Raw genomic sequence first — 24,923 nt, forward strand, 5'->3', positions numbered from 1 at the left:
ATCAGGCAGCGGAGCTCCCGGTGTCAAGGGCGTCTTAGAGTGACCACCCTCTATACAGGAGCTCCGCTGTTTTCATGCCTACGACACACCTTGACGACCGCCCGCACCGCCTAACTGAACGGCGTTGGATCTAGTCGGTGAACAGACAGTCCACACGATCATCGCGTTGTCGCCGGTGGCGACGTAGACTGGCACTCTGTCTGCGGGAGTGCCAAGTTCATTTTGGTGGGAGCACCGGCTCTCGACGGGTGTCGCGACGGCGAAGGGGGAGGGGTCGGATGAGTCTGGATGACCGCAAGCTCGAGGTCCTGCGCGCGATCGTCGAGGACTACGTCGAGACCCAGGAGCCGGTGGGCTCCAAGTCGCTGGTCGAGCGCCACGCTTTGGGCGTGTCCCCGGCTACGGTCCGTAACGACATGGCCGTGCTGGAAGAGGAAGGTTACATTCGGCAGCCGCACACGAGCGCCGGCCGCGTGCCGACCGACGCCGGCTACCGGCTCTTCGTCGACCGGCTCTCCAAGGTCAAGCCGCTCACCCCGGCCGAGCGCCGGGCCATCGAGCGCTTCCTCATCGGCGCCGTCGACCTCGACGACGTGGTGCACCGCACGGTGCGCCTGCTCGCCCAGCTGACCCGCCAGGTCGCCGTCGTGCAGTACCCGTCGCTCGCCCGCTCGTCGGTGCGGCACCTCGAGCTGGTGCCGATCTCCACCACGCGCCTGATGCTCGTGATGATCGCCGACACCGGCCGGGTCGAGCAGCGGCTGGTCGAGCTGCCCGAGCCCGTCCCGGCCGACGACGTGACCGACCTGCGGCGCCGGGTCAACGAGAAACTGGCCGGTCAGCGGCTCGCCGACACCCCGCCGCTGGTGCAGGGGCTGGTCGACGACTGCTCCCCGGGCCACCGCGCCACCATGGCCTGCCTGGCCTCGGTGCTGCTCGAGACGCTGGTCGAGCGCAGTGAGGAACGCCTCGCCTTGGCGGGCACGGCTAACCTGACCCGTGGGGGCGTGCTCGACTTTCAGGGCACGCTGCGCCCCGTCCTCGAAGCCCTCGAGGAGGAGGTCATCCTGTTGAAGTTGATCGGCGACCTCGAGCCCAGCAAGACCCGGGTCCGGATCGGCGACGAGAACCAGATCGACAACCTGCGGTCGGCATCGGTGGTCAGCACAGGTTACGGGCCCGGCGCGACGATCGTCGGCGGGCTCGGCGTGCTCGGCCCCACCCGGATGGATTACCCCGGCACCATCGCGACTGTGCGCGCGGTGGCACGCTACGTGGGCGACCTTCTAGCACAGAACTGACGAGGATTGCGGAGCCCGTGGCCAAGGATTACTACGGCATTCTCGGCGTGAGCCGGGAAGCCACCGACGACGAGATCAAGCGCGCCTACCGCAAACTGGCTCGGCAATACCATCCGGACGTCAACCCGGATCCGGAAGCACACGAGAAGTTCAAGGACATCAACGCGGCCTACGAGGTCCTGTCCGACGACCAGAAGCGGCAGATCGTCGACCTCGGCGGTGACCCGCTGGCGCCCGGCGGCGGCATGGGCCCGGGTGGCCCCGGCGGCGCGGGCGGCCCGTTCGTCGGCTTCCAGGACATCATGGACGCGTTCTTCGGCACGGCGGCCGGTGGCGGCGGGCGGGGCCCCCGTCCCCGTACCCGTCCCGGCGCCGACGCGATCCTGCGCCTCGAGCTCGACCTGAACGAGACCGCCTTCGGCGTCGAGGCGCCGATCACGGTCGACACCGCGGTGCTGTGCACCCAGTGCTCGGGCGCCGGCACCGCTCCCGGTACCCACCTGGCCACGTGTGAGACGTGCGGCGGCCGCGGCGAGGTGCAGAGCGTGCAGCGCACGTTCCTGGGCCAGGTCGTCTCCTCCCGGCCCTGCGTCACCTGCCAGGGCCACGGCACGGTCATCCCGCACCCCTGCCCCACCTGCGCCGGCGACGGCCGCGTCCGCACCCGCCGCTCGCTCACGGTCAAGATCCCGGCCGGTGTCGAGGACGGCATGCGCATCCGGCTGGCCCAGCAGGGCGAGGTCGGTCCCGGCGGCGGCACCCCCGGCGACCTCTACGTCGAGATCCACGAGCGCCCGCACGACGTCTACTCCCGCAAGGGCGACGACCTGCACTGCCGCGTCACCCTGCCGATGACCGCGGCCGCTCTGGGCACCCGTCTCACCATCAAGACCCTCGACAGCGAAGAGGCCATCGAGGTCAAGCAGGGCACCCAGCCGGCCAGCACCCTCCGGATCCGCGGCAAGGGCGTGCCGCACCTGCGCGGTCAGGGCCGCGGTGACCTCTTCGTCCACCTGGACGTCCGGACGCCGACCAAGCTGACCGCCGACCAGGAGCGCATGCTGCGCGACTTCGCCAAGACCCGCGGCGAGGACGTGGCCGAGCTGAGCAAGCAGGGCGGCTTCTTCAGCCGGATGCGGGACGCCTTCAACGGCCATTAGACGACGGCGGCCCGGCCCACCGGGAAGCGCACTCCGGTCAGGTCTTCCGAGACGGCCCAGAGGCGTTGCTGCACCGTCAGGTCGTAGGACCCGGGGCTGGACGTGACCAGCCTCGGGTGGCCGCGCCCCTCGGCCAGGCCGTCGGGGCCGTAGTACTGCCCGCCGAGCACGGACGGGTCGGTGGCCGCCCGCAGCGTGGGCAGCGCGCCCGCCGTGGCAGGCTGGCCGATCAGCGACGCGACCCAGGTGAGCGGCCGGCGGACGACCGCCGGGGTGTTGCGGACCAGTTCGGTGTCGGAGAGGCCGGGGTGCGCGGCGACCGCGACGGTGGTGCCGTGCTCGGCGAGCCGGCGCTGCAACTCGTACGTGAACATCAGGTTGGCCAGCTTCGACTGACCGTAGGCGGCGGCCCGGCCGTAGGAGTGCTCCCACTGCAGGTCGTCGAAGTGAATGGCGGCCCGGATGCGGTGGCCGGTGCTGCTGACCGTGACGACCCGGGAGCCGGGCACCGGCAGCAGCTGGTCGAGCAGCAGCCCGGTGAGCGCGAAGTGGCCCAGATGGTTGGTGCCGAACTGCATCTCGAAGCCGTCCCGGGTCGTCTGCTTCGGGGTGTACATGACGCCGGCGTTGTTGATCAGCAGGTCGATCCGCGGGTGGGTGACCCGCAGAGCGGCCGCGGCGGCCCGCACCGATTCCAGGGACGTCAGATCGAGTTCCTGGACGGAGACGTCGCCGCTCATGCGAGCGGCCGCCAGCTGGCCCTTGGCGGTGTCGCGCACGGCCAGCACGACCGACGCCCCGCGCTCGGCCAGCTGCCGGGCGGTCTCGAAGCCCAGCCCGGTGTTGGCCCCGGTGACCACGGCCACCCGGCCGTCCTGGCGGGGAATCTGCTGCTCGGTCCAGATCATCTCGTGCTCCTCAATGTACCGCCGGTAACTTATGCCTCGACGCTAATGTACCGCCGGTACAGTGTCAAGGGACCGCCGGTACCCAAGCTAGGGTTGGCACCATGACGTTCCAGCGGGCGCGCAGTGAGGAGCAGCGCGAGGTGCGGCGCCGGGCCATCCTGGAGACCACCTCGGTGATGCTCGACGAGATGCCGGTGGCCGAGGTGACCCTGAACGAGATGAGCCGGCGGGTCGGCCTGGCCAAGACAGCGGTACTGCGCTATTTCGAGTCCCGCGAGGCGGTGCTGCTCGACCTCCTGGACGACCGGACCACGACCTGGCTGGCCGAGCTGGAGCCGGAACTGGCCCGCGGCGTCGACTCCGGCCGGTCGGCGGTGGAGCGGGCCGAGCAGGCGGCCGAGGTGATCAGCCGGTCGCTCGCCACCCGGACGGTGCTCTGCGACCTGTTCGGTGCGCAGGGCGGCGTGCTCGAGCACAACGTCTCGGTCGAGGTGGTCCGCCGGCACAAGCGGGCGTCCCTCGGCAACCTGGCCGTGATGGCCGGCCTCGTCCGGCGGCACCTGCCCGAGCTCGGTGACCGCGCCGAGCTGTTCTGCCTCAACGCCCTGCTCATGGCCGGCGCGCTGTCCGCCTACGCCACCCCGCCGCGGAGCCTGCTCGCCGTCTACGAGTCGGAGCCGGCGCTGGCGGTCCACCAGGTCGACCTGCGGGCAGCCCTGCGGCTCGCGATCATCACATCGCTCGTGGGCATGCTGCCGCGCTCCTGAGCTCCGTGGTCCGGCGCAAGGTCAGGGGCGTCAGTCGTCGGAGGGGAAGAGGAGCATGTCGGCGATGAACGTGGTCACCCGGTCGGAGTGGTCGCGTCCGATCCAGGTGGGATAGGCGCCGTCGCCCCAGCCGCTGGACCAGGCGATCATGTCGCCGTCCGCGACGGTGGTGAAGCGCGGGTCCAGCAACTCCAGCGACTCCCACTCGTCGGTGAGGCGTTCCCGGTTCTCCTCGTCGACGAAGCAGGCCATGCCCGCGTCCACGCCGAAGCCGAAGAACTCGCCGTACCCCAGGTCGAGCAGGTCCTGACCGTCGCGCAGCGCCGGCTCCCACCGCACCGGCCGCCGGTCGGTGATGTCGAGGCGCACGGCGGCCACCCGGCGGTGGCCGGGGTCGTCGGTGAAGGTGGCCAGGCTGACGGTCACGGGATAGGTGCCGGGCGGGACGGTCGTCAGGAACGGCTCCTCGCCGTAGTCCAGCGACGACGGGTCGGCGGCCACGAGATGGCCCGTCGGCAGGTTGAGCTTGCCGGCCGGGTGGGTGGAGATGCGCATGCGGCGCTCGCCGACCGTGCGCTCGGCGCCGTCCTGGAAGAGGGTGCCGAGCCCGCGCGGCTGAAGGGGCCGCGGCGGGTGCCACGGCCGATCGGCGGTGGTGCGGACCGGCAGGTCGTGGGCGTCGGCGGCGGCGATCCGGAAGGGACCGTCGATCTCGCGCGGGACGGCGCAGACCGCCGAGAACGGCTCGACGCAGGCGTCGGCGTGAACGCGGGCCATGCTGTCCAGCAACGCCCAGCGGCCGAAGGCGGGCAGCGGCAGGCGCGGCGGCGTCCGCCCGGCGTCGGAGAACCGGTGGCTGTCGCCGCGGTCGCCGCCGGGCTCGATGGAGTCGTTGCGGCGCCCGCCGATCTGCCAGCTGATCCGGTGGCGGGCCGCCACCTGCCGGAATTCCGCCGCGCCGATCCCGGCCGGACCGTGCCAGCTGGTCGACTCGCGGAGGAACAGGTCACCCTCGGGGGCCCGGCGGAGTTCGTGGACGGCGGTCCGCCGGCCCTCACGGTCGTAGCGGGTGACGGCGCAATACCCCTCGGCCCACGAGATGTCGAGCACGGTGTGCGGGAGGCCGCCGGCGAGCAGCACGACCGAGTACGGTTCGCCGGCGGAGTCACGCGACTCGGCCTGATCCTGGGTCAGCGGGTTGACGACCGCGTCGTCCCAACCCTCGCAGTACACCGCCGCCAGCGTGGTCTCCATGGTCGGCGATCTTATTCAGGGGTGACTCCGTTTCGCCGCCCGCAACTGCGACTTTTCGGCCGTGTCGCGGGCGCCGAGAGCGAAGCGAGAGCCGGACGAGAGATCCGCCGGAGGATCAGCGGGCGGCCAGGGTCCGCCCGGCGTGGGTGGCCGCCTCGTGAGCGGCCTTCTTCATCAGCTCGGCGGTGTCGATCAGCGAGTCCAGGGCGGGGCTCACTCCGGCCAGCGTGAGCTCGCGCTCGATCACCATAAGGTCGGCGCCCCAGATGTCCCCGACCACGCGGCGCAGGTAGGCGGTGTTGTGGTCCCAGCCCTCACGCGGGGTGCCGGGGCCGTAGCCGCCGCCGCGGGTGGTGAGCACGATGACCGGCTTGCCGTCGAGCAGGCGCTCGGTCGGGTCCGGGGTGCCGGCCATCACCAGGTCGAACCAGGCCTTCACGTGCTGGGAGACGCCGTAGTTGTAGAGCGGCAGAGCCAGGATCGCGGCCTCGGCGTCGCGCACCTCGGAGGTGAGCTGACGAGCCAGGGCCACGGCGGCCCGCTGCTCCTCGGTGCGCTGGTCCTCGGGGGTGAAGGTGCCGTGGATGGCGTTCGCCCAGGCGTCGGCCGGGAGGGGTGAGGCGCCGAGGTGCCGGCGCACGAAGGAGGTGCCCGGACGGACGGCGGTCCACTCCGCCTCGGCGACGTCGGCCAGTTCGCTCGAGGCGGAGGCCGGGCCCTGGATGCTCGAGTCGATACGGAGAACTGTCATTGCTGACTCCCTGCGGCTTGAATGTTCAACACCAATGTAGGTGATTGCGCATTGAACATTCAAGTGCGGGCGGGCGGTATTCTGGGGGCGTGACTCATGACACGCCTTCGGACACCCCCTGGCTCGACAGGGAGGAGCGCACGGCGTGGATGAACCTGATCGCCATGCTCATGACGGTGCCGGCCGCCATCGACGCCCAGCTCAAGCGCGATGCCGGGCTGAATTTCTTCGAGTACTCGATCCTGTCCCACCTGTCCCTCCCGGATGATCACGCCGTGCAGATGAGCAACCTGGCCCACCTGGCCGGCGGCTCGCTCTCCCGGCTCTCGCACGCGGTGAGCCGGCTCGAACGGCAGGGCTATGTGAGCCGGCGCATCGGCACCGACGGCGAGACGCGCTGCGTGCAGGCCTTCCTCACCCCGGAAGGGTTGGACGCGCTGGTGGCGGCCGCGCCCGCCCACGTACGCGAGGTTCGCCGCCTGGTCTTCGACAACCTGTCCACGGCGCAGGTGCGTCAGATGCAGCGCATCGCCCACGAGATCGCCGGGGTCGCCTCACCCGACATGGTCACGCGCATCGACGAAGCGATCGAGGTGGCCGACCGGGCCGAGCGCGAGGGAAGCGGCGACTCCCGGCTGCCGGGCTCTGTCTGCTGATCAGCCGTCCAGCTCGGAGCGCGCCCGGTCGACGAGGGTGGGCAGCAACTCGGTCCGCCACGTCTCCAGGTGCACGTTGCCGCTCGACATGCCGCCGTGAGCGAACTCCTCGCGGAACACCCACGGGGCGGACTCGGCGGCCAGGTCGACGCCGACGACACGGTCGAACGTGGCCTTGAGCAGGCGATCCACCTCGCCGACGGACGGCGGCAGATAGGTGCCGGCGAGGTATTCGCCCATCGCGCGCCACACCCACGGGTCGCCGCGCAGGCCCCAGCGCACGGGTTCCGGGTCGAAGAGGTCGGAGACGAGTCGCACGGGATCAGCGTGGCACTCCACGACTCCGGCCGCATCGCGAGCGAGCGGATCGCCGGAGCGCGGGATCAGACGCTGATGGCGGGCACGGCGGCCGTACGGGACCAGTCGTGGCTGATGTCGGCGGCGGTACGCAGCAGTCTGGGCAGGTGGTCGTCGATCAGCGTCTCGACCGACGTCTCCGCGGCGTGCACCGTCACGTTGATCGCGGCCACCACGCGACCGTCCCCGTCCCGTACGCCGGTCGCGACGGACCGGATGCCGGGCGCGAGATCCTGATCGGCCAGTGCCCACCCCTTGGCCCGGACCTCGCGCAGCGAGGCGTCGAGCTGGGCCGTCGTGGGCTGCCGGCGCGATGTGATGCCCGACCGGGACGGCTCGGCCAGCACCGCCGTGAGCTCGTCGGCGGGCAGGGAGGCCAGCAGCACCTTGCCCATCGAGGTGGCCGGCGCGGGGAAGCGGGTGCCGATGGTCACGGCCAGGGTGACGATCTTGGGGATGGCCACGCGGGCGACGTAGACGATGTCGCTGCCGTCGAGCTGGGCCATCGAGGTGGACTCGTCGGTCTGGGCGACCAGCTTCTCCATGTGCGGGCGGGCGACGTCCCACATGTTCAGAGCGTTGATGTAGGCCATGCCGAGCTCGAGCACCCGCGGGGTGAGCGCGTACCCCCGGCCGTCGGCGCGCACGTAGCCCAGCGCCTCCAGGGTGATGAGGATGCGGCGGACCGTCGGGCGGGCGAGGCCGGTCCGGCCGGCGATCTCGCTCAGCGTCATGGCCGGTGTGCCGGGACGGAAGGAGCGCAGGACATCGAGGCCACGTGCCAGCGCCTCGATGAAATCGGGCCCGGCGCCCCTTCCGGTGTCGGTCATGACCTCATGCTTTCATTGCCCCGCGCGGCGACCGGCACACGGGCGTCGACCCGCAGGCGGGCGGCGACACGATGCCGGCTACTTCGTGTACTGGTAAGGGTTGTGCAGGATGCGGGCCTCCGGGATGTCCGGGTTCATGCCCTGCTCCCAGGCCTGGTCGCCCAGCGTCGACCGCAGGTGGTCGATCGTCGCGCCGACCTTGGCCCGGGCCGCCGCGAGGTCCACGTCGACCAGCTTGCCGTCGCGCTTGACCACCCGGCCACCGACCACCACGGTGTGCACGTCGCCCCGCTGCGCCTGGAAGGCCACCTGTCCGTACGGGTGGAGCAGGGGGAACATCGCCGGCGAGGCGTCGTTCTTGAGGAGCACCACGTCGGCCTGCCGGCCCGGGGTGAGCGACCCGATCGACGAGTCCATCCCGAGCGCCTTCGCCCCGCCGCGGGTGCCCCAGTCGACGACCTGCTCGGCCCGCAGGTGGTGATGGGTCACCGTCTCCTGGCGGCCGTGGGCCTCGAGGTGTTCCCGGGAGCGGTCGGCGCCGAGCGTGGTGCGCATGGCCGAGAACAGGTCGCCGCTCCACCACACGCTGGTGTCCATCGACAGCGACACCGGGATGCCGTGCCGGCGCAGCTGCCAGGTGGGCGGGTAGCCCTGACCGGCGCTCTGCTCGCTCTCGGTGGAGACCGACACCGAGCCGCCGCTCGCGGCGATGCGGTGGTAGGAGTCGCTGGACAGCGAGGCCGCGTGCACGTAGACGTTGCCGGGCGTCATGAAGCCGCTGTCGTGCATGAGCCGGATGCCGTCGTCGTTGGTGGCGCCCCAGACGCCGGCGTGCGTGGTGACCGTGACACCCAGTTCGCGGGCGACCTCGAACGCGGCCTTCTCGGGGAAGGCCGGGTCGCCGGTGACGTCGAACGCCATCTGGAAGCCGGCCAGCTTGCCGCCGTCGACGCGCCGGCGGTGGAAGTCCTGGAACTCCGGCGCCGTCGACCACTCCCACGGGCCCTGCTGGATGTTGCCGTAGGCGAGGACGAACCGGCCGGGCACCGCCTCGAGCGCGTCGACGGCCGCGTCGGCGTGGTCGGTGCTCTGCAGTCCGTGCGACCAGTCGACCGTGGTGGTGACGCCGGAGTCGAGGGCCTCGAGCGCGCCCAGGAGGTTGCCGGCGTAGATGTCCTCGGGCCGGAAGTGCTTGCCCGACTCGAGGTAGTACCAGACGAAGTACTGGGTGAGGGTCCAGTCGGCGCCGTAGCCGCGCATCGCGGTCTGCCACAGGTGCCGGTGGGTGTCGACCATGCCCGGCATGACGATGCCGCCGGAGGCGTCGATCTCCTCGTCGCCCTCGGGCGCGGTCAGATTCGGCCCGATCTCGGCGATCTTGTCCCCGACGACCAGCACGTCGGCGTTTTCCAGCACGGTGTGCGAGTCGTCCATGGTGAGCACCAGGCCATTACGGAAGATCATCGCCGATCCTTTCGAGATTTCCGGACCACTGTCCGCATGGCGGCCAGGGCGAATGGCGTCAGTGTGCGCGCGGTCACTTGGGTGGTCAATAGTTTGTTTCGGCCAGATCAACAAACCGTTGACAGTGCCTTGGGGCGGAGGCAAGCTGGGGCGGCGGACGAGTGTCCGTAGAACGGGCGGTACCCATGTCTGAGAAAGGGCCACTGGACGGCCTGCTCGTCGCCGACTTCTCCCGGATCCTCGCCGGGCCGTACGCGACGATGCTCCTGGCCGACCTCGGCGCCCAGGTGATTAAGGTGGAGGGTCCCGCCGGGGACGACACCCGCACGTGGATGCCGCCCGTCCGGGACGGCGTCTCCACGTACTACCTGGGCATCAACCGCAACAAGCGATCGATCGCGCTCGACCTCAAGAACGAGACCGACCTGGCCGACGCGCGGTCCCTGGCCCACCGGGCCGACGTCATGATCGAGAACTTCCGGCCGGGCGGGCTGGCCCGCTTCGGGCTCGACTACGACTCCGTCTCGGCCGCCAACAAGAAGATCGTGTACGCCAGCATCAGCGGCTTCGGCACCGGTGCGGGCGCCGGCCTTCCCGGGTACGACCTGATGGTCCAGGCCATCTCGGGGCTCATGAGCCTCACCGGCGACCCGGACGGCTCACCGTTCCGCGCCGGCATCTCGGTCTTCGACGTCATGGCCGGCCTGCACGCGAACATCGGCATCCTGGCCGCCCTGCACGCCCGGGCCGGGACCGGCCGTGGTCAGCACGTCGAGGTCAACCTGCTCAGCTCCGCGCTCTCCGGGCTGGTCAACCACTCCAGCGGCTACGTCGCCGGCGGCACGATCCCGTTCCGCATGGGCAACGCCCACCCGAGCCTCTTCCCGTACGAGCCGTTGCCCACCGCCGACGGCGAGCTGATCGTCATCGCCGGCAACGACGGGCAGTTCCGCAAGCTCTGCCAGGTGCTCGACCTGCCGCAGCTGCCGGACGACCCGCGCTTCGGCCGCAACCAGGACCGCACGGCCAACCGTGAGGAGCTGCGCCCGATCCTCCTCGAGCGGCTGGCCACCCGGACCAAGGACGAGTGGTTCCGCGACCTGATCGCCGCCGGGGTGCCCTGCGCGCCGATCAACACGATCGACGGCGGCGTCACGTTCGCCGAGGAGCTCGGGCTCGACCCGGTGGTCACCACGGGCGGCGTCCCCGGCATCCGCAACCCCATCACCTTCAGCGATTCGCGCGCCCGGTACGAGTTGCCGCCGCCCACGCTGGACGAACACGGCGAGGAGATCCGCAAGTGGCTGAGGAGCTGAGCTTCCCGACCGGCCTGGGCACGTCGACCCCGGACACGATCTCGCTGCTGGGCCAGGACCTGGCGGCCGACCTGATGGGCAAGGTCGGCTTCGGCGAGCTGGCCTTCTGGCTGGTGTCCGGTCGCCGTCCGTCGCCGTCCGAGGTACGGGTCTTCGAGGCGGTGCTGGTGGCGCTGGCCGACCACGGCTTCACGCCGACGGCGATCGCGGCGCGGCTCACGTACCTCTCGGCGCCGGAGGCCCTGCAGGGCGCCCTCGCGGCCGGTCTGCTCGGCGGCGGGTCCCGCTTCCTCGGCGTGACCGAGGACTGTGGACGGTTTCTGGCCGAGACGCTGGACGGCGTGGGCGACGAGCCCGACTACGACGCGATCGCGCTGGCCGCCGTCCGCGAGGCTAAGGCCCAGCGGCGCTTCGTCCCCGGTCTCGGGCATCCCGTGCACAAGGACCAGGACCCGCGAACGCCCGTGCTGATCCGGATCGCCGAACAGGAGGGCCTGCGCGGCCCGCACCTGCGGTTGTTCGAGGCGATCGGCCGGGTGCACCCCGAGGTGCTCGGCCGCCGGCTGCCGCTCAACGGCGCCGGGGTGTGCGGCGCCGCCCTCGCCGACCTGGGGCTGCCCGTCGACCTGCTGCGCGGCTTCGCGCTGCTGGCCCGGGCGGCCGGGCTGCTCGGGCACCTGGCCGAGGAACGCCGCCGCCCGCTGGGCATGGAGATCTACCGCACTGTCGACCGCAACGCCGTCTACGAACCCTGACGCCGTCCTCGAGGAGAAGAACACATGGCCAGCATTGTCGCGGTCATCGCCTCCACCCACCATCCGTTCTACTACCGGGCCACCACGGCCACCGGTGCGGACCGGCCCCCGTTCGCGGACGAGTGGGAGCGCAAGATCCTCGCCTTCCGCGAGACGCTCACCCGGGCCAACCCGGACGTGCTGGTGATGGTCGGCTCCGACCACTTCCACCAGTTGTGGCTCGACAACATGCCGCAGTTCCTGGTCGGCAAGGCGCCCTTCTACGACGCCAACTGGTACAACGAGGAGCGCGAGTTCGGTCTGCCGCGCATGCTGCTCAAGGGCCAGGAGGACCTGTCGGCCCACGTGCTGCGGGCCGGTCTGGACGCCGGCTTCGACCTCGCGTTCAGCAACGAGCTGCGGATCGACCACAGCATCACCTGCCCGATCATCACGCTGCGGCCCGAGGCCGACCTGCCGATCGTGCCGATCTACACGAACATCTTCGCGCCGCCGCTGCCGCAGCCCTCGCGCTTCGTCAAGCTCGGCGAGACGATCCGGCAGATCGTCGAGGAGTGGCCGTCGCACCTGCGGGTGGCTGTCATCGGCACCGGGCACCTCTCGCTCGAGCTGGGCGGTCCGCGCCAGTTCGGGCCGCACGGGCCCGACCCCGACTTCGACCGGCGGGCCGTCGAGTGGATCGCGACCGGCGACCTCGACAACTGCCTGCGCGAGGTGACTCTGGACAGCCTGCACTCGCCGGGCAACGCCACCCACGGCTTCATGGACTTCATGCTGATGATGGGGGTGGCCGGAGCCGGGGCCAAGGCCGATCACGTCGACACCCTGGACCTGTTCCACACGATGGAGGCCTACTTCACCTGGTACCCGAACGGAGCGCCCTCGTGAGCAAGTACCTGCTGGACAAGTTCCTGTACACGGTGGACCGCGATCCCGATCTGGTCGAGCGTTACCGGGAAGAGCCGCACGACCTCGTGACGTGGTGGGAGGCGGAACTGGCCAACGCCGTGCTCAACTGCCACACCGGCGAGGCCACCACGTGGCTGCGGTTCACCGACGACGAGCGCGCCGCCCTGATCGGCCACGATCACGTACGCCTCTTCGAGCTCGGCGCCCACCCGTTCCTCACGCTGACGTTGTTCATCGCGATGTTCGAGCGGGACAACAGCGAGCCCCTGGAGTACCAGAAGGCGTTCGGCGCGCGGCTGGCTCACTTCGACATGCCGTACCCGGACATCGCGACATGATCCCGGCCGCCGTGCTCCGGGTGTGCGGCCGGCCACCGTCCATCGAGGAGCGCCGGCCGCCGGTTCCGCACGCGGGCGAGGTGCCGATCCGCGTCGCGGCGGCGCCGATCACCCCGCTCGACCTGTTGTGCGCCTCGGGCACCAGCTATTTCGGCTCGCCGGCGACGCCGTACGTCCCCGGGGTGCAGGGGGTCGGGCGGCGCGCCGACGACGGCAAGCCGGTCTGGTTCGCGACCTCGGCCGGCATGCGCCCGGGTGACGGCAGCATGGCCGGGGCGGTCTGCGTCCCGTACGTCGATGTCGTGCCGCTGCCGCCCGAGGCGCCGCTGACCCTGATCGCGGCGCTGGGTCTCTCGGCGGTGGCCGCGCACGCCGCCCTCACCCGCACCGGCGGTCTGACCGGGGGCGAGGTGGTGCTCGTGCTCGGCGCCGGCGGGGTGGTCGGCCAGGCCGCCGTCCAGCTGGCCCGGCTCGCCGGGGCGTCCCGGGTCATCGCCGTGTCCCGTTCGTCGTCCGCGCGCGAGCGTGCTCTGCGGCTGGGCGCGGAACACGCCGTACCCCTGCTGCCGGACGACGACGCCGGCACGCTGGCCGATCGGCTGCGCGCGGTCTCGGGGCTGGTCGACCTGGTGCTCGACCCGGTCTTCGGCGTCCCCGCGGCGGCCGCGCTGCGGGTGCTGCGGCCCGGCGGGCGGCTGGTCAACCTGGGCAGCTCGGCCGGGGCGACCGCGCCGCTCGACTCGGCGACGCTGCGCAGCGGCTCGCTGAAGATCCTCGGCTACACCAACAACGGGTTGTCGGTGGGGGAGCGGGCCGAGTCGCTCGGGGTGGTGGCCGACCACGCCACGGCGGGCCGGCTGACCGTGTCGCACGACGTCGTGCCGTTCACGGACGTCACGGCCGCCTGGAATCGTCAGGCCGGCGGCGACGCCGGCGGCCGGACGGTGCTCGCCTTCTGAACCTCCTCGCTTGACCTTCAGATGGGCAGCACCTCCATCTCGCGCAGGCGGACCGGGTCGGTGGTGGCGTCGAGCACGATGATGCGGCCGCCGGCCACGGTGAGCGTGATGACGAGCAGGGTGTCGCCGCCCGGGGCGACCCGGATGCCGAGCGAGCCGTCGACCAGCGCCGGTTCGGCGTTGCGGGCCTTGCCGGTGAAGAAGCGGGCCAGCGCCTCCGACCCGTGCAGCTCGGCCGGTGTGCTCAGCATTTCGCGGCCGAAGGCGTCGACCCGCAGGCGTACGTCGGGATCGAGCAGGCTCAGCAGCGTCTCGAACTCGCCGTCGCGGGAGGCGGCCAGGAAGGCGTCGACGATTTCGCGACCGGCCGGGCGCTCCGCGGGGTGCCGGCGGACGCGTCGCCGGGCCCGGCTGGCCAGCTGACGGGCCGCGTCGGGGGAGCGGCCGACGATCGGGGCGATCTCGTCGAACGGCACGGCGAACAGGTCGTGCAGCACGAAGGCCAGCCGCTCGGCCGGGGTCAGCGTCTCGAGGACGACCAGCAACGCCAGACCGACCGAGTCGGCGAGCAGTGTCTCGTCCTCGGGGCCGCCGCCCGACCCGCCGCCCGACCCGCCGCCCGGCGCCAGCTCCTGATCGGGCCAGGCGGTCTCACGCCTCGACCCGCGGGAGCGCAACATGTCGAGGCAGACCCGGCCGACGACCGTGGTGAGCCAGGCGTCGAGGTTGTCGATGCCGCCGGCCCCGGCCCGGTCGAGGCGCAGCCAGGCCTCCTGCACCGCGTCCTCGGCCTCGGCGGCCGAGCCCAGCATCCGGTGGGCCACCGCCCGCAGCCGGGGCCGGTTCTCCTCGAAGCGCTCGTGCACGTCCATGTCGCCCCCTCTGTGTGGTCCCGGTCACATCGGTCACCTCGCCGCGGCCCGGTCCGTCGGTGGTGCGACGGATGAGAGCGCGCCGATGTGACGCGCCGCCGCGAACGGAAGAGGAAATCATGCAGGCTCGGATGACCAACCCCGCCACTCTGCTGCCGGACTCGGTCAAGGCCATCACCATCCTGTACAAGTCGGTGCACTCGGCCGGGGTCGACCCGGCGACGCTGGAACTGGTGCACCTGCGGGCCAGCCAGATCAACGGTTGCGCGCCCTGCGTCGAGTCGGGCGCCCGCAACGCCCGCAAGAACGGCGAGACCGACGAACGGCTGATGACGGTCGCGGTGTGGCGCGAGACCCCGTGGTTCACCGACGCCGAGCGGGCCGCGCTCGCCCTGGCCGAGCACGCCACGCGGCTCGCCGACAGCCCCGACGCCGTGCCCGACGCGGTCTGGGACGAGGCCGCCCGCCACTACGGCGACAAGGAGCTGGCCGGTCTCGTGCTGTGGATCGCGACGACGAACTTCTTCAACCGCATCAACGTCACGACCCGCCAGCAGGCCCCGCAGCAATGGGGATGATCGGCGGACTCGCCACGAGCCGGGCAGGTCTACCATCCGGGTCATGACGGGGAAGGAGACGCCCCGCGGCGTGCGGGTGGCGACGGTGCTGGCGTGGCTGATGGTGCCGGCCGGAGTGCTGCTGATCGCCGCCGGGGTGCTCGATCTGGCGTACTGGGGCTCGCCCGGCGCGGCCCGGCTGACCACGCTGATGACCGACATCGAGACCGAGTACGGCGTCCGCCCGCCGGCGATGATCCGGGCCGGCGGTGGAGCCGTGCTGCTGGTCGTGGCCGGAGCGGCCGGCCTCGCGTACGCGGGTCTGGCGCCGTTGATCGGCCGGGGCGTGCGGTGGGCCCGCAGCTGGGGCCTGGGCGTCGCGGCCGCGGTCTTCCTCACCGGGCTGATGACGATCGGGGCCGACGCGAGCCAGCCGGCCTACCTGCGTGACTACTTCACGTCGCTGACCTGGGCGACGATCGGCGATCGCATCCCGCTCGTCCAGGCGCAGTTGTATCCGGCCTGGTATCCGTGGCTCGAGGATCTCGCCCAGGGCGCCGGCACGGTGCTGGCCCTGGGCGTCGTGGTCGCGCTGGTCTGGGCCGGGGTGACGAACGCCGAGCATTTCATGTCGCGCGGCGACCCCGGCGAGCCGGACGAGTGGGACACCGCTATCGCCCGCCTGCGGGCCGATCGCAGGCCCGGCGAATAGGGCCCCTTCCGTTCGTGGCCGGCGTGGCCATCAGGCGCGGGCCGATGCCTTTTCGGAGGGAAGCCGCGCGGCGTCCCGGCGCCCAGCCCGGGACAGCCGCCCGGCCTGAGGTAGCGTCGCCCGGTGTCCGCACCGCTCTTTCTCGTCGACGTCCTGCCCACCGGCGCCTCGCACACGCTCGACGGGCCCGAGGGGCATCACGCCGCGGACGTCCAGCGGCTGCGCGCCGGGGAGACGCTGATCCTGGCCGACGGGCGGGGCGGCAGCGTCACCGGCGAGGTCACGACCGTCCGCAAGGGCAGCGTCGATGTCGAGATCCGGGACCGTGTGCAGGTGCCCGCGCCCGACCCGCGCCTGCTCGTGGCCCAGGGCATCGCCAAGGGCGACCGGGGCGAGCTGGCGGTGCAGGCGATGACCGAGATCGGTGTCGACGAGATTCTGCCGTGGGCCGCCGCGCGGTCGGTGGCGCAGTGGCGCGGCGATCGGGGTGGGCGGTCCCGCGACAAATGGGTCTCCACCGCCCGTGAGGCGGCCAAGCAGGCCCGGCGGGCGTGGCTGCCAACGGTCGGCGGCGAGCCGGACTGCTCGACGAAACAGGTGGCCGCCCGGCTCGCCGCCGCGTCCGCGGCGTTCGTGCTGCATGAGGAGGCGACCGCGTCGCTGGCGACGTATGCGTTGCCCGCGTCGGGCGACATCGCGCTGGTCGTCGGGCCGGAGGGCGGCATCACCGACGTCGAGCTCGAGGCGTTCACGGACGCCGGCGCGACCGCCGTGCGGCTGGGCCGCGAGGTTCTGCGCACCTCGACGGCCGGGGTGGCGGCGCTGTCGGTGCTGTCGGCCCGGCTCGGCCGCTGGTGACGTAACCCGGGCAGTCGTCTTTCTTTTCGGCTGGAAGCGGGCACTCCGGTGCCTGATCGTCATTCATTCCTTCCGGCTACCTCGGCGTGTTGCTCGGGTGATTTGTGCCGATTCGCGTGCTTTGCTGATCTTGCACAAGATCGTGCAAAGGTACGAAAGGGAACAGCAATGAATAAGTCGATGCGCGTTTTCGCGGTGACCGGCCTGGGCGTGCTGGCCGGCCTCACCATCGGTGCCGGTCCGGCGCAGGCCTCCCCGGCCACCACCCAGACGGACGCCAAGCCGGGCGCCGGTCAGACCCAGCAGCACCGCGACCGGGACGGGGTCGTCGGCTACTACCGGACGCTGGGCGCCTGCGACCTCGCCGGCCGCGTCGGTGAGCACTTCGGACGGTGGGACGACTACGACTGCGACCTGATCCGCGTCGGCTTCCGCCGGGGCGTCTGGGCCCTCGAGGTCGAGCGGGACGACTGGTGGCGTCGGGTCGGGCACGGGCACGGGCCGGCGGTCCGGCCCCAGGACTTCAAGGGCGACGGCGGCGGCTACGGGTCCAAGGGCAACACCAAGGGCAACGGCGCCAAGGGCAACGGCACGAAGGACAACGGAGCCGACGACGGCTACGGAGGCAAGGACAAGGGCACGAAGAACAACGGTGCCAAGGACAACGACGCCAAGAACGACGACGCCAAGGACAACGGCACCAAGAACAACGGAGCCGGCGACGGCTACGGCGCCAAGGACAACGGCACCAAGAACAACGGCGCCAAGGACGACAGCGCCTACTGACCGGTGTCGCCGCGATCCTCGGTCCGGCGCCTCCGCACCATCGTGGTCGGTGTTCGGGCCCGCCACGTGAATGTCGAACAACGCCCCGGCCGGAATCGACACTGTTTCCGGCGGAATTGACGGGGCGCACGAAAAGGAATGACACCAGCGCCGGGCGGGAGCACGAGGAATCGTTGCTTTCGCGGGGGGCTGGTGCCGCCGGGCGATCGTGCTCGCCCGGCGGCACCAGGGGATGTGACTAAGCATCAGCTGGAGGAATCAGGCAATAGGCCTCCTCTTCAGTCGACGATCTCAGTCCGTCCGGAGCCTCCGGCCCACCACTGACCCTGGTGGGCTTGCTGGATGCCCCGGACGTGCCGTGGGCTCAGCGGTTCCAGCCGCCCTGCTGGCCGCCCTGCTGGCCACCGCGCGGGCCGTCGTGCTGACCGCCCGGCTGACCGCCCGGCTGACCGCCACGCGGGCCGTCGTGCTGACCGCCCGGCTGACCGCCCGGCTGACCGCCCGGCTGACCGCCACGCGGGCCGTCGTGCTGACCGCCCGGCTGACCGCCCGGCTGACCGCCACGCGGGCCGTCGTGCTGACCGCCCTGCTGACCGCCACGCGGGCCGTCGTGCTGGCCGCCCGGCTGACCACCGCGCGGGCCGTCATGCTGGCCGCCACGCGGGCCATCGTGCTGGCCGCCACGCGGGCCATCGTGCTGGCCGCCACGCGGGCCATCGTGCTGGCCGCCACGCGGGCCGTCGTGCTGGCCGCCACGCGGGCCGTCGTGCTGGCCGCCACGCGGGCCGTCGTGGTGGTCGTGCTGGCCGCCACGCGGGCCGCCCTGCTGGTCGTGCTGGTTGCCGCGCGGGCCGCCGTGGTGGTTGCCGGGACGGAAGTCCGGGCGCCCGTGACCGAAGTGGCTGTGGCCGACGTGGCTGGGACGCCCCGGCCGGAACTGGCCCAGGTGGGTGGGCCGGAACTGACCCGGGAACGTACGGATGACCTGGAAGGGACGGCCGAAGCCGAACCGGCCCCAGTTGTCGTCGTCGCCGACCTCGAGGGCCCACGTGCCGTGCCGCAGGCCACCGCGGACCAGGTCGCAGTCGTGGTCGTCCCAGGCGCCGGCCCGCTCGCCGTACCGGCCGGCCAGCTCGCAGGCCTGCCGGGACCGGTAGTAGCCGACGACCTCGCCATCGACGCGCCAGTCGGCGCGGGCCGTCGCGAACTTGCTCTTGCTCTCCGGGGTGGTGCCGGACGGGCCGGCCGCCTGAGCCGGTCCGGTCCCGACGGCCAGGGCAGCGAGAACGCCGAAGCCTCCCAGAGTGATGGCGCGGGTGAGCTTGTTCATCGCATTCCTCTCGTGCCGTCTTGCTCGGTGTCTTACGGCAGGGAAAACCGCTTTTCGTCCACGCTGGAAGTCGAACTCGCGGATACCGTCCGACACCGGAACGACTGCCGCCGGTTGACCGTTCGGTGGAGGGTGTGGCCGGTTCGAACCAGCCAGTTCGTGAACGCCTCTCCGCCGGTCGATCCGTATTCCGGCCGCCGGTCGATCCTTTCCTCCGGGACGTATTGATGCGATGGCGACGCCTACCATCGGCGCACTGTCGTGTTCGGAGAGTCGCGGGCTAGGGCCGGGGCTGTCTCGCCGACAGGTACGAAGGCATTGACACCGCGTGTGTGTGGTCGCCGTCACTCACTGATGGCCCCCTTTGCCTCGGGCAATGGGCCCACCGGCTCGGGGGACGCCGTCGAGTCAGGCAATTTCATCAGGCGAAATGCCGGCTCCGGTCGAAGGCGGAGGCGGGCGGCCACCGGAGCCGGTCCGATCACCCTTCGCTGTCCTTGGGCGACGCCTCGGTGACGCTCCCGACCCCGGCCCTTCCTCGTCCGGTGTAGTCCGCACGGTTGGTCACGATGGACGTGCGGCCGGCCCGGCCGACTTTCGGACCACTCCGGATCGCCGGACCAGTGCGGGGTTACGGGCCGCCGGTGGGCGTGATCCGGTGGCTCTTACCTCTAACTGGTTGCAGAGGGGCAATCATCCCCTCTTGCTCTCCGGCGGATGCGCTGATAAATGGCGGTTCCCCTACGAAACCCTCTTCATGCATCGGTCAGACGTTTCTGGCAGAATTGTTTGGCGTGCCCACGCCCGGGGAAGATCAGCCGCTGCTCGCATTAGTCGGAACGGGCCTGCGAAATGACGTTGAGTATCTGCTCCGGGATATGAGGAAAGGGCTGATATTGCGTTCGACAAATGCTTTCCGGTGGAAAAGGCAGCTGACGGCTGCTGGTGAAGCTCTTTCGGCTTTTGCTCGCTATCCGCGCCGGTCTGTCGGGGTCGGCGCCGATGTACGCTCCGTGAGCTGAACGAGGCGCACGGGCGAGCATGGCAAACGGTCGTGACCGTGGAGATGGGGACGTTCTTGATCCATTCCAGGAGCCCGCGACAGCCGCTGGATCGACATTCGAGGATGTATTACTGACTGGAATCGCCGCCCCCCGAGGGGCGGGTAGAGCCGTGGTTCGCGAGAAGTACGACGAAGCAAGGAAAAGATCCGTTGGAAACAGAGACGACCATGCTTTCGGCCAAGTGGCGTGCGGCCTATCGGGCCGCACTGGCGCTCCTGGAAAGCGATCTGCCTTACAACGACCCGCGTGACGCCGCGGCCCGCGCGCGGGCGCAACGTCTGCGTACGGACACCCGTCGCTGGATCCGCGAGCAGAAGCAGCTGGCGTCGGCCGGCGCGCTTTCCCCGATCCAGACGCTCTTCATGGATCACATACCGGACAACTGGCGCGAGATCGACTTACGCCGTCGTCGCCAGCGCCGGCTCCTGCAGAGCTGACCACCTGGTCGCGGACCGGCGTTCGGCGCCTTGTGTGTAACCGGAGGCGAGACGAAAGCCGCGGAGGCGAGACGGAAGCCGCGGAGGCGAGACGGAAGCCGCGGAGGCGAGACCAAAGCCGCGGAGGCGAGACAGAGCGGCGGAGGCGAGAAGAAAGCGGCCACTGCCCGATCAGTGCCGAGTCGTGAGGACGTCGGACGATCGGGCAGTGGCCGCAGGCGCCGGACCGGAGATCTGCTCAGCCGGTCCCGGAGCTGATCGGGTGGCGCCCCACTTCGCTCACCACCGCGCCCGGGACGTCGGGCTGTTCGGTCCAGAGGGCTCTCATCTGGCTCTGGACGAAGGAGGTCAGCCGGTGCCGATAGTCGGCGTTGAAGACCTCCAGCGTCTCGATCTGTTTCTGCAGGGCCTCCCGCTTGGTCGCGAGTCCTCCCACGGCATCCTCGTAGCGCTGCTGAGCCTGAAGTTTCAGCTGCTCGGCGTACTCCTGGCCGCCGGCCACCGTCTTCTGCGCCTCGGCCCGGGCGTCGGCGAGCATCTTTTCCGCCTGGCGCCGGACCTCGGCCGCCTCGGCCTGGGCCTCGCGTCCGGTCACCGCGGCGGCGGCGTGGGCCTCGGCCAGGACGGCCTCGGCCTCGCCGCGGATCTGATCGGCGTGGGACTGGGCATCGCGGAGCATCTGTTCGATGCGGGCTTCGGCGTCGGCCAGGGCCTTTCTTGCCTGCCCGGCCGCACCGGCGACATGAGCCTCGGCCGTCCGTTGCGCCAGCGTCAGCACCTCGAGTGCCTTGTCCGGCGCCACCGCGTCGACGGGGCCGCCACGCTGCACTACCTGCTCCTGGTGGTGAGCCGGGCCGTACGTCGCCGGCGTTCCCCGGACGGCGTGCGGGGCCGGCTCGGCCCGCTGTCCCGATGGGCTCGCCCCGGGAACGGACGTTCTGAGGTGGATGGGCCCGCCGCTCTGCGACACCGCCACCCGGCCGATCTGCTTGTCACTCATGACCATCTCCGAGACCACTGGCCGGGGTCGGTGAGGTGCCCGCCCCGATCAGATAACCGCTGTAGTAGACCTTGCTGGGATCGGCCGAAGCCGTCCGGTCGACCTCTCGGAACCGGAGCAGGGCGAGGTATTTGATCGGCACCGAGAACGCCAGGTGGTATGCCGCTTCGACCGGGGTGAGCAGGATCCAGGTCCGGATCCGGGCGTTGCCGGGCCCCGGACGCTGGATCAGATGAAGACCGGTCATGGCGTACCGCACCAGCAGATAGAGCACCGCGTAGGCGACGACCGGCAGCAGTCGGAGCGCGTCGCGGCGGGCGACTTCGGCGGTGATGATCACCGCTGAGCCGAGGGCCGGCGGACCGAAAGCCAGCCGGAGGATCAGCATGAGGCGGCCGACGTTGCGGGGCAGGCGCGCCCGGGCCGGCGCGGGCGCGATCCGGCGCCAAGCCGCCGTCGCCGAGCGCCGTCGTTGCCGGTAGGTGGCCACGACGTCGGTGGGAACCCGGGTCCAGACGATCGCCTCGTGCACCCGGACCACGTCGCCGTCGAGGTCGGCGAAGGCCGCGTCGCCATGATGCTGCCCGATCGCCTTCGCCGCGATCCAGCGGCGCTTCTGCTCGAAGAGGGTGTCGGCCCGGCAGATGGTCAGCGCGCCGGAGGTGACCGTGGCCAGGGCGGTCGGCGATCTCCGGGCCCGGCTGACCCGTCTCATGACGCGGGTGCCGTTGTGCAGATCCACGACCCGGGTCAGCAGGTTGTCCTCGGCGTTGCGCACAGCCACCATCGCGGTGGTCGCCACGATCCCCGGTCGGCTGAACGCCCGGAGCTGGTGCTCGATCGCCTGCTCGTCCAGGACGCAGTCGCCGTCCGCGGTGAGGACGAAGTCCCAGTCGTGCGGATCGAGTCGGTCGAGAACGTAGATCTGGGCGGCCTGCTTGCCGCCGTTGCCCGTACGGTGCCAGCGGACCCGGGGATGGGGAAACGGATCGACCGGCCGGTGGATCGATCCGTCGTCCACCACGTGGACCTCGTCGACGACGACGCCGCGCTGGTTGAGGATCGACCAGATGCAGGCTCGCAAGTCGTCGTGGTCCTGCTCGTACGCCGGGACGACAGCGACCATCCGGCCGGCCGCCACCGGCAGGTGCTCGAATCGGCGGTCCCGGGTAATGGCGTACAAGAAATGAATCAACGTGCCGCTGCCGACCCAGCAGTACGTGAGCAGCACCGGATCGGCTCCCTTTCCGTAGGCGTACCAGGTCGCCGCGACCAACGCGAGGAAGAGGATTCCGGCGACGGCGACGAGGAGCCGCCGGCCGCGTCGGGTGAGGGGATTCTCCGGCATACGTGAAACCTTCCTGATCAGGGTGCCGCGACTACCTGCCGCGCAGAACAGGCGACATCAGCGAATTCAGCACGAGGCCGGCCGGCAGCACCATGACGAGTCGCGTTTGGAAACGACTGTCGGGCGCGCTGGTGACTGCTGCCCGTAAAGGGGCCTTCGCGAAGTTCGCGGCCCTACGTCCGGCATCGGCCGATCGGTCAGCCGGAGACTCTCCTTTCCTCGTCCAGGGCTGGACCGGCGACCGAGTCCGCGCGTTGTCGAATGCGAGTTCTACAACTTGCAAGGAACGGTTCACTCAGCGATCGGTCGCAGCTCAAGAAAGCGCGCCCATAACCGGCAGCGTTGCCGGCGGCGAGTTGCTGCGATCAGGAACGCGACGTGACCCGGCCGGGGATTCCCGGGTCAGGACCCTCGGGAATCCCCGGTTGTGAATCGGTGAAGGAATGCCTTCTCCGCGGCCGGCGGTGACTGCCATCGGCGTACGAATCATCCATGGCACATGGGAATCGCGTGGCGTATGACAGGTGAAGCATGACCGCACCCGGCAACGAGACCATCATTTTCATCATCGCACTCGGCATTCTGCTGTCCGGCGCCTACGCGTTCGGCCGCATCCATCAATGGCATAAGCGCGGCGTCGAACGGGACCAGGCTTATCGCACCGGTTACGACAAGGCGTCGCGCTCGATCATGGCCATGATCATCGGCCAGCCGTCATCGTCCTCGGCGAAGGCGGTCGCTACCGGAGTCCGTCACGGGGGACACTCCAAGCCCGTGCACAAGGCGGAGATGGACAGGTCGTAGCTTTCCGCTCCGGCCGGCGGAACCACGAAGAAGTTCGGATGATCGGCCGATCCGGGTCACACGAAAGTCACGATCGACGAACTGGGGCGATATATTCTTCGACAGTTCGAAAACTCTAGGGTTGATACATGCTGATCGGTAGCAGTGTCGCCTTGCAGAGCATCGCCTACGTCGTTGCTTCGGTGTTATCGGCCTACGGCGCCGGACGCGTTCATCAGTGGTACATGCACAGCATGGACCGGGACCGGGCGTTTCGTGAGGGATACAACCACGGGTTTCATGCCCTTTTCCCCTTCGCCGCCCGCGAGAGCCGGCCGACGGCGCAGCCGTCCGGCGGGGACCAACGGATCGCCGGTTCTCCACAAGTCCCGCACCGCGATCCGCGCTTCGCGCAATCCGGCCGGGCCGGCGGCTATCCGCGTGTCCGCAGCCCGCGGTACCGGCGCCGTTCCAAGCCGGGCAGCAGGATGTGCTGATCGAGTCCTTGTCCGGTGGCGACCTGCCCGGACAGGCGGGCGGCGACCCGCCGGGCGGGCAGGCGGCGCAGACCCCGAACGGGAAGCTCGCCGGCGAACGGCCCGGTGAGCCGGCGCAGGCGCCGGCTCTGTTCGGCGATGGACGCTTCCAGGGCGGCGAACGGCGCGTACACCGCGTGCACCCCGTCGACCGGCTCGGCGCCGGCCATCGGCACGAACGGAAGCCCGAGCAGCGTCAGGTCACGGTGGGCGCCGGAGTCGAGGAGGGCGACCAGGTGGCGGACGCCGGCCCGGTGGCCCGCGCGGAGCAACGAGCGATGCAGGAGCGCACTCACAGTGACGGCCGACCTGTCGGTACGGTAGGCCGGAAGAACACTGAGCGTAGCGAGATCCCAGATCAATCCGCCGTCGTGCAGGCTGTGGGCCTCGACGATCGCCGACAGGTCGCGGCCGATCCGCTCGGGGGCGTCGTCCAGTGTCCGGCCGCCGCCGCGCACGACGCGGCCGGCGCCGGCCGGTTGTCCGGTCTGCCGGTCCAGCACGAGCAGATAGATGCTGTTCAGGTCGTGTTCGGCGGTGCTCGATGCCTCGACCGTCCGGACGACATCCGCGGTCGGATCGGTCGGCCCGACCACCAGCGCGGCGAAGCGGCCGGGGGTGGGGTGGGCCGCCAGTGCGGCGGCGCAGTGCCGGGCGAGCGCCTTGGCGTCGAGCTCAGGAATCGGCGACATGCAAGGCGTCCTAACGGGCTCAACCGGAACGTGACCTGCATACTTTAGGCGCGAACTACCCAGCGTGAAAGCGATCTTGATCACAGGCAGTAACTGAATCAGGGTCAGGCGGCCGGCCGGGTCGGGCGGTGATGGCGTTCGCGGGCGCTCCGGTCTTGATCTGATGGATGCGCCGGGCCAAGGTCAATGGTTGATGAGCTTCGATGAGGAACGTGACCGGCTC

26 protein-coding genes are annotated in these 24,923 nt (G+C 70.7%); 16 read left to right on the top strand and 10 right to left on the bottom strand.

The features are described from left to right. Positions 1-278: 278 nt before the first annotated feature. Complete coding sequence (gene hrcA / locus HJC40_RS42795) at positions 279-1,301, top strand: heat-inducible transcriptional repressor HrcA (protein ID WP_250009545.1); 1,023 nt, start codon at positions 279-281, stop codon at positions 1,299-1,301. Positions 1,302-1,318: 17 nt separating this feature from the next. Continuing rightward, positions 1,319-2,461, top strand: coding sequence for a molecular chaperone DnaJ (gene dnaJ, locus HJC40_RS42800; protein ID WP_250009546.1), 1,143 nt, complete (start codon positions 1,319-1,321; stop codon positions 2,459-2,461). Here the strand turns inward: dnaJ and HJC40_RS42805 are convergent. Then, positions 2,458-3,369, bottom strand: a complete 912-nt coding sequence (locus HJC40_RS42805) for an SDR family NAD(P)-dependent oxidoreductase (protein WP_250009547.1) — start codon at positions 3,367-3,369, stop codon at positions 2,458-2,460. The two genes, dnaJ and HJC40_RS42805, sit on opposite strands and share 4 nt — an antisense overlap. Positions 3,370-3,470: 101 nt before the next feature. Between HJC40_RS42805 and HJC40_RS42810 the strand changes: the two genes are divergently transcribed. Further along, positions 3,471-4,136, top strand: a complete 666-nt coding sequence (locus HJC40_RS42810; protein ID WP_250009549.1) for a TetR/AcrR family transcriptional regulator — start codon at positions 3,471-3,473, stop codon at positions 4,134-4,136. 30 nt (positions 4,137-4,166) lie between these two features. Here the strand turns inward: HJC40_RS42810 and HJC40_RS42815 are convergent, their stop codons facing one another. After that, positions 4,167-5,390 carry a DUF4241 domain-containing protein gene (locus HJC40_RS42815; protein ID WP_250009550.1) on the bottom strand — a complete coding sequence of 408 codons (1,224 nt, stop codon included), beginning with the start codon at positions 5,388-5,390 and terminating at the stop codon, positions 4,167-4,169. 115 nt (positions 5,391-5,505) lie between these two features. Further along, complete coding sequence (locus tag HJC40_RS42820) at positions 5,506-6,141, bottom strand: FMN-dependent NADH-azoreductase (RefSeq protein ID WP_250009551.1); 636 nt, start codon at positions 6,139-6,141, stop codon at positions 5,506-5,508. An 89-nt stretch (positions 6,142-6,230) separates the two neighbouring features. On the opposite strand from HJC40_RS42820, the gene HJC40_RS42825 reads away from it, so the two are divergent. Beyond that, entirely contained in the window at positions 6,231-6,797 is a 567-nt protein-coding gene (locus tag HJC40_RS42825) for a MarR family winged helix-turn-helix transcriptional regulator (protein WP_250009553.1), read from the top strand. Here HJC40_RS42825 and HJC40_RS42830 read toward each other — a convergent pair whose 3' ends face one another. The 3 genes from HJC40_RS42830 to HJC40_RS42840 form a co-directional block, all read right to left on the bottom strand. Continuing rightward, on the bottom strand, positions 6,798-7,115 hold the full coding sequence (locus HJC40_RS42830) for a hypothetical protein (protein WP_250009554.1): 318 nt from the start codon (positions 7,113-7,115) through the stop codon (positions 6,798-6,800). A gap of 65 nt (positions 7,116-7,180) precedes the next feature. After that, the gene (locus HJC40_RS42835) at positions 7,181-7,984 is read right to left on the bottom strand and encodes an IclR family transcriptional regulator C-terminal domain-containing protein (RefSeq protein WP_250009556.1); all 804 of its coding nucleotides are present in this window, start codon (positions 7,982-7,984) and stop codon (positions 7,181-7,183) included. 78 nt (positions 7,985-8,062) lie between these two features. Then, positions 8,063-9,448, bottom strand: coding sequence for an amidohydrolase family protein (locus tag HJC40_RS42840; RefSeq protein ID WP_250009557.1), 1,386 nt, complete (start codon positions 9,446-9,448; stop codon positions 8,063-8,065). A gap of 185 nt (positions 9,449-9,633) precedes the next feature. Here HJC40_RS42840 and HJC40_RS42845 point away from each other — a divergent pair, with 185 nt between their 5' ends. From HJC40_RS42845 to HJC40_RS42865, 5 genes are read left to right on the top strand one after another with little or no spacing between them, the layout of a single operon-like run. Continuing rightward, entirely contained in the window at positions 9,634-10,764 is a 1,131-nt protein-coding gene (locus HJC40_RS42845; protein WP_250009558.1) for a CaiB/BaiF CoA-transferase family protein, read from the top strand. Next, positions 10,749-11,519 carry a citryl-CoA lyase gene (locus tag HJC40_RS42850; protein WP_250009559.1) on the top strand — a complete coding sequence of 257 codons (771 nt, stop codon included), beginning with the start codon at positions 10,749-10,751 and terminating at the stop codon, positions 11,517-11,519. The genes HJC40_RS42845 and HJC40_RS42850 overlap by 16 nt, the downstream gene beginning before the upstream one ends. A 24-nt stretch (positions 11,520-11,543) precedes the next feature. Further along, entirely contained in the window at positions 11,544-12,407 is an 864-nt protein-coding gene (locus HJC40_RS42855; RefSeq protein WP_250009560.1) for an extradiol ring-cleavage dioxygenase, read from the top strand. Continuing rightward, a complete protein-coding gene (locus HJC40_RS42860) occupies positions 12,404-12,766 on the top strand; it encodes a hypothetical protein (protein WP_250009561.1) in 363 nt (120 codons plus the stop codon). The genes HJC40_RS42855 and HJC40_RS42860 overlap by 4 nt, the downstream gene beginning before the upstream one ends. Further along, positions 12,763-13,725: a zinc-binding dehydrogenase gene (locus HJC40_RS42865; RefSeq protein ID WP_250009562.1), complete on the top strand. Its 963-nt coding sequence runs from the start codon at positions 12,763-12,765 to the stop codon at positions 13,723-13,725. Before HJC40_RS42860 ends, HJC40_RS42865 begins: the two co-directional genes overlap by 4 nt. 17 nt (positions 13,726-13,742) lie before the next feature. On the opposite strand, the gene HJC40_RS42870 is transcribed toward HJC40_RS42865, so the two are convergent. Beyond that, positions 13,743-14,597 carry a sigma-70 family RNA polymerase sigma factor gene (locus HJC40_RS42870; protein ID WP_250009564.1) on the bottom strand — a complete coding sequence of 285 codons (855 nt, stop codon included), beginning with the start codon at positions 14,595-14,597 and terminating at the stop codon, positions 13,743-13,745. 119 nt (positions 14,598-14,716) lie between these two features. Here HJC40_RS42870 and HJC40_RS42875 point away from each other — a divergent pair, with 119 nt between their 5' ends. The 6 genes from HJC40_RS42875 (at position 14,717) to HJC40_RS42900 (ending at position 20,341) form a co-directional block, all read left to right on the top strand. After that, complete coding sequence (locus tag HJC40_RS42875) at positions 14,717-15,175, top strand: carboxymuconolactone decarboxylase family protein (protein WP_250009565.1); 459 nt, start codon at positions 14,717-14,719, stop codon at positions 15,173-15,175. Between the two features lie 43 nt (positions 15,176-15,218). Continuing rightward, a complete protein-coding gene (locus HJC40_RS42880) occupies positions 15,219-15,866 on the top strand; it encodes a hypothetical protein (protein ID WP_250009566.1) in 648 nt (215 codons plus the stop codon). Positions 15,867-15,989: 123 nt separating this feature from the next. Further along, positions 15,990-16,724 (top strand): 16S rRNA (uracil(1498)-N(3))-methyltransferase, encoded by a 735-nt coding sequence (locus HJC40_RS42885; protein WP_250009567.1) that lies wholly within the window; start codon positions 15,990-15,992, stop codon positions 16,722-16,724. A gap of 180 nt (positions 16,725-16,904) precedes the next feature. Then, entirely contained in the window at positions 16,905-17,510 is a 606-nt protein-coding gene (locus tag HJC40_RS42890; RefSeq protein WP_250009568.1) for a hypothetical protein, read from the top strand. A 358-nt stretch (positions 17,511-17,868) separates the two neighbouring features. Continuing rightward, complete coding sequence (locus HJC40_RS42895; RefSeq protein WP_250009569.1) at positions 17,869-19,068, top strand: hypothetical protein; 1,200 nt, start codon at positions 17,869-17,871, stop codon at positions 19,066-19,068. 985 nt (positions 19,069-20,053) lie between these two features. After that, a complete protein-coding gene (locus HJC40_RS42900) occupies positions 20,054-20,341 on the top strand; it encodes a hypothetical protein (protein WP_250009571.1) in 288 nt (95 codons plus the stop codon). 238 nt (positions 20,342-20,579) lie between these two features. Here HJC40_RS42900 and HJC40_RS42905 read toward each other — a convergent pair whose 3' ends face one another. Next, complete coding sequence (locus HJC40_RS42905; RefSeq protein WP_250009572.1) at positions 20,580-21,341, bottom strand: hypothetical protein; 762 nt, start codon at positions 21,339-21,341, stop codon at positions 20,580-20,582. Beyond that, a complete protein-coding gene (locus HJC40_RS42910) occupies positions 21,334-22,689 on the bottom strand; it encodes a glycosyltransferase (protein WP_250009573.1) in 1,356 nt (451 codons plus the stop codon). The genes HJC40_RS42905 and HJC40_RS42910 overlap by 8 nt, the downstream gene beginning before the upstream one ends. A gap of 531 nt (positions 22,690-23,220) precedes the next feature. On the opposite strand from HJC40_RS42910, the gene HJC40_RS42915 reads away from it, so the two are divergent. After that, positions 23,221-23,493: a hypothetical protein gene (locus HJC40_RS42915; RefSeq protein WP_250009574.1), complete on the top strand. Its 273-nt coding sequence runs from the start codon at positions 23,221-23,223 to the stop codon at positions 23,491-23,493. A gap of 412 nt (positions 23,494-23,905) precedes the next feature. Here the strand turns inward: HJC40_RS42915 and HJC40_RS42920 are convergent, their stop codons facing one another. Then, entirely contained in the window at positions 23,906-24,700 is a 795-nt protein-coding gene (locus HJC40_RS42920) for a hypothetical protein (RefSeq protein WP_250009575.1), read from the bottom strand. Positions 24,701-24,923 lie beyond the last annotated feature (223 nt).

The sequence above is a fragment of the Actinoplanes sp. M2I2 genome, from assembly GCF_023544445.1.
Lineage (GTDB): Bacteria > Actinomycetota > Actinomycetes > Mycobacteriales > Micromonosporaceae > Actinoplanes.

What these genes read in the sequence shown, in the direction of transcription:
- HJC40_RS42840 (WP_250009557.1), bottom strand. Translation starts at nt 9,448, where the DNA reads ATGATCTTCCGTAATGGCCTGGTGCTCACCATGGACGACTCGCACACC.
- HJC40_RS42910 (WP_250009573.1), bottom strand. Translation starts at nt 22,689, where the DNA reads ATGCCGGAGAATCCCCTCACCCGACGCGGCCGGCGGCTCCTCGTCGCC.
- HJC40_RS42835 (WP_250009556.1), bottom strand. Translation starts at nt 7,984, where the DNA reads ATGACCGACACCGGAAGGGGCGCCGGGCCCGATTTCATCGAGGCGCTG.
- HJC40_RS42815 (WP_250009550.1), bottom strand. Translation starts at nt 5,390, where the DNA reads ATGGAGACCACGCTGGCGGCGGTGTACTGCGAGGGTTGGGACGACGCG.
- HJC40_RS42875 (WP_250009565.1), top strand. Translation starts at nt 14,717, where the DNA reads ATGCAGGCTCGGATGACCAACCCCGCCACTCTGCTGCCGGACTCGGTC.
- HJC40_RS42890 (WP_250009568.1), top strand. Translation starts at nt 16,905, where the DNA reads ATGCGCGTTTTCGCGGTGACCGGCCTGGGCGTGCTGGCCGGCCTCACC.
- HJC40_RS42920 (WP_250009575.1), bottom strand. Translation starts at nt 24,700, where the DNA reads ATGTCGCCGATTCCTGAGCTCGACGCCAAGGCGCTCGCCCGGCACTGC.
- HJC40_RS42905 (WP_250009572.1), bottom strand. Translation starts at nt 21,341, where the DNA reads ATGAGTGACAAGCAGATCGGCCGGGTGGCGGTGTCGCAGAGCGGCGGG.
- HJC40_RS42880 (WP_250009566.1), top strand. Translation starts at nt 15,219, where the DNA reads ATGACGGGGAAGGAGACGCCCCGCGGCGTGCGGGTGGCGACGGTGCTG.
- HJC40_RS42915 (WP_250009574.1), top strand. Translation starts at nt 23,221, where the DNA reads ATGACCGCACCCGGCAACGAGACCATCATTTTCATCATCGCACTCGGC.
- HJC40_RS42855 (WP_250009560.1), top strand. Translation starts at nt 11,544, where the DNA reads ATGGCCAGCATTGTCGCGGTCATCGCCTCCACCCACCATCCGTTCTAC.
- HJC40_RS42865 (WP_250009562.1), top strand. Translation starts at nt 12,763, where the DNA reads ATGATCCCGGCCGCCGTGCTCCGGGTGTGCGGCCGGCCACCGTCCATC.
- HJC40_RS42820 (WP_250009551.1), bottom strand. Translation starts at nt 6,141, where the DNA reads ATGACAGTTCTCCGTATCGACTCGAGCATCCAGGGCCCGGCCTCCGCC.
- HJC40_RS42805 (WP_250009547.1), bottom strand. Translation starts at nt 3,369, where the DNA reads ATGATCTGGACCGAGCAGCAGATTCCCCGCCAGGACGGCCGGGTGGCC.
- HJC40_RS42845 (WP_250009558.1), top strand. Translation starts at nt 9,634, where the DNA reads ATGTCTGAGAAAGGGCCACTGGACGGCCTGCTCGTCGCCGACTTCTCC.
- HJC40_RS42810 (WP_250009549.1), top strand. Translation starts at nt 3,471, where the DNA reads ATGACGTTCCAGCGGGCGCGCAGTGAGGAGCAGCGCGAGGTGCGGCGC.
- hrcA (WP_250009545.1), top strand. Translation starts at nt 279, where the DNA reads ATGAGTCTGGATGACCGCAAGCTCGAGGTCCTGCGCGCGATCGTCGAG.
- HJC40_RS42870 (WP_250009564.1), bottom strand. Translation starts at nt 14,597, where the DNA reads ATGGACGTGCACGAGCGCTTCGAGGAGAACCGGCCCCGGCTGCGGGCG.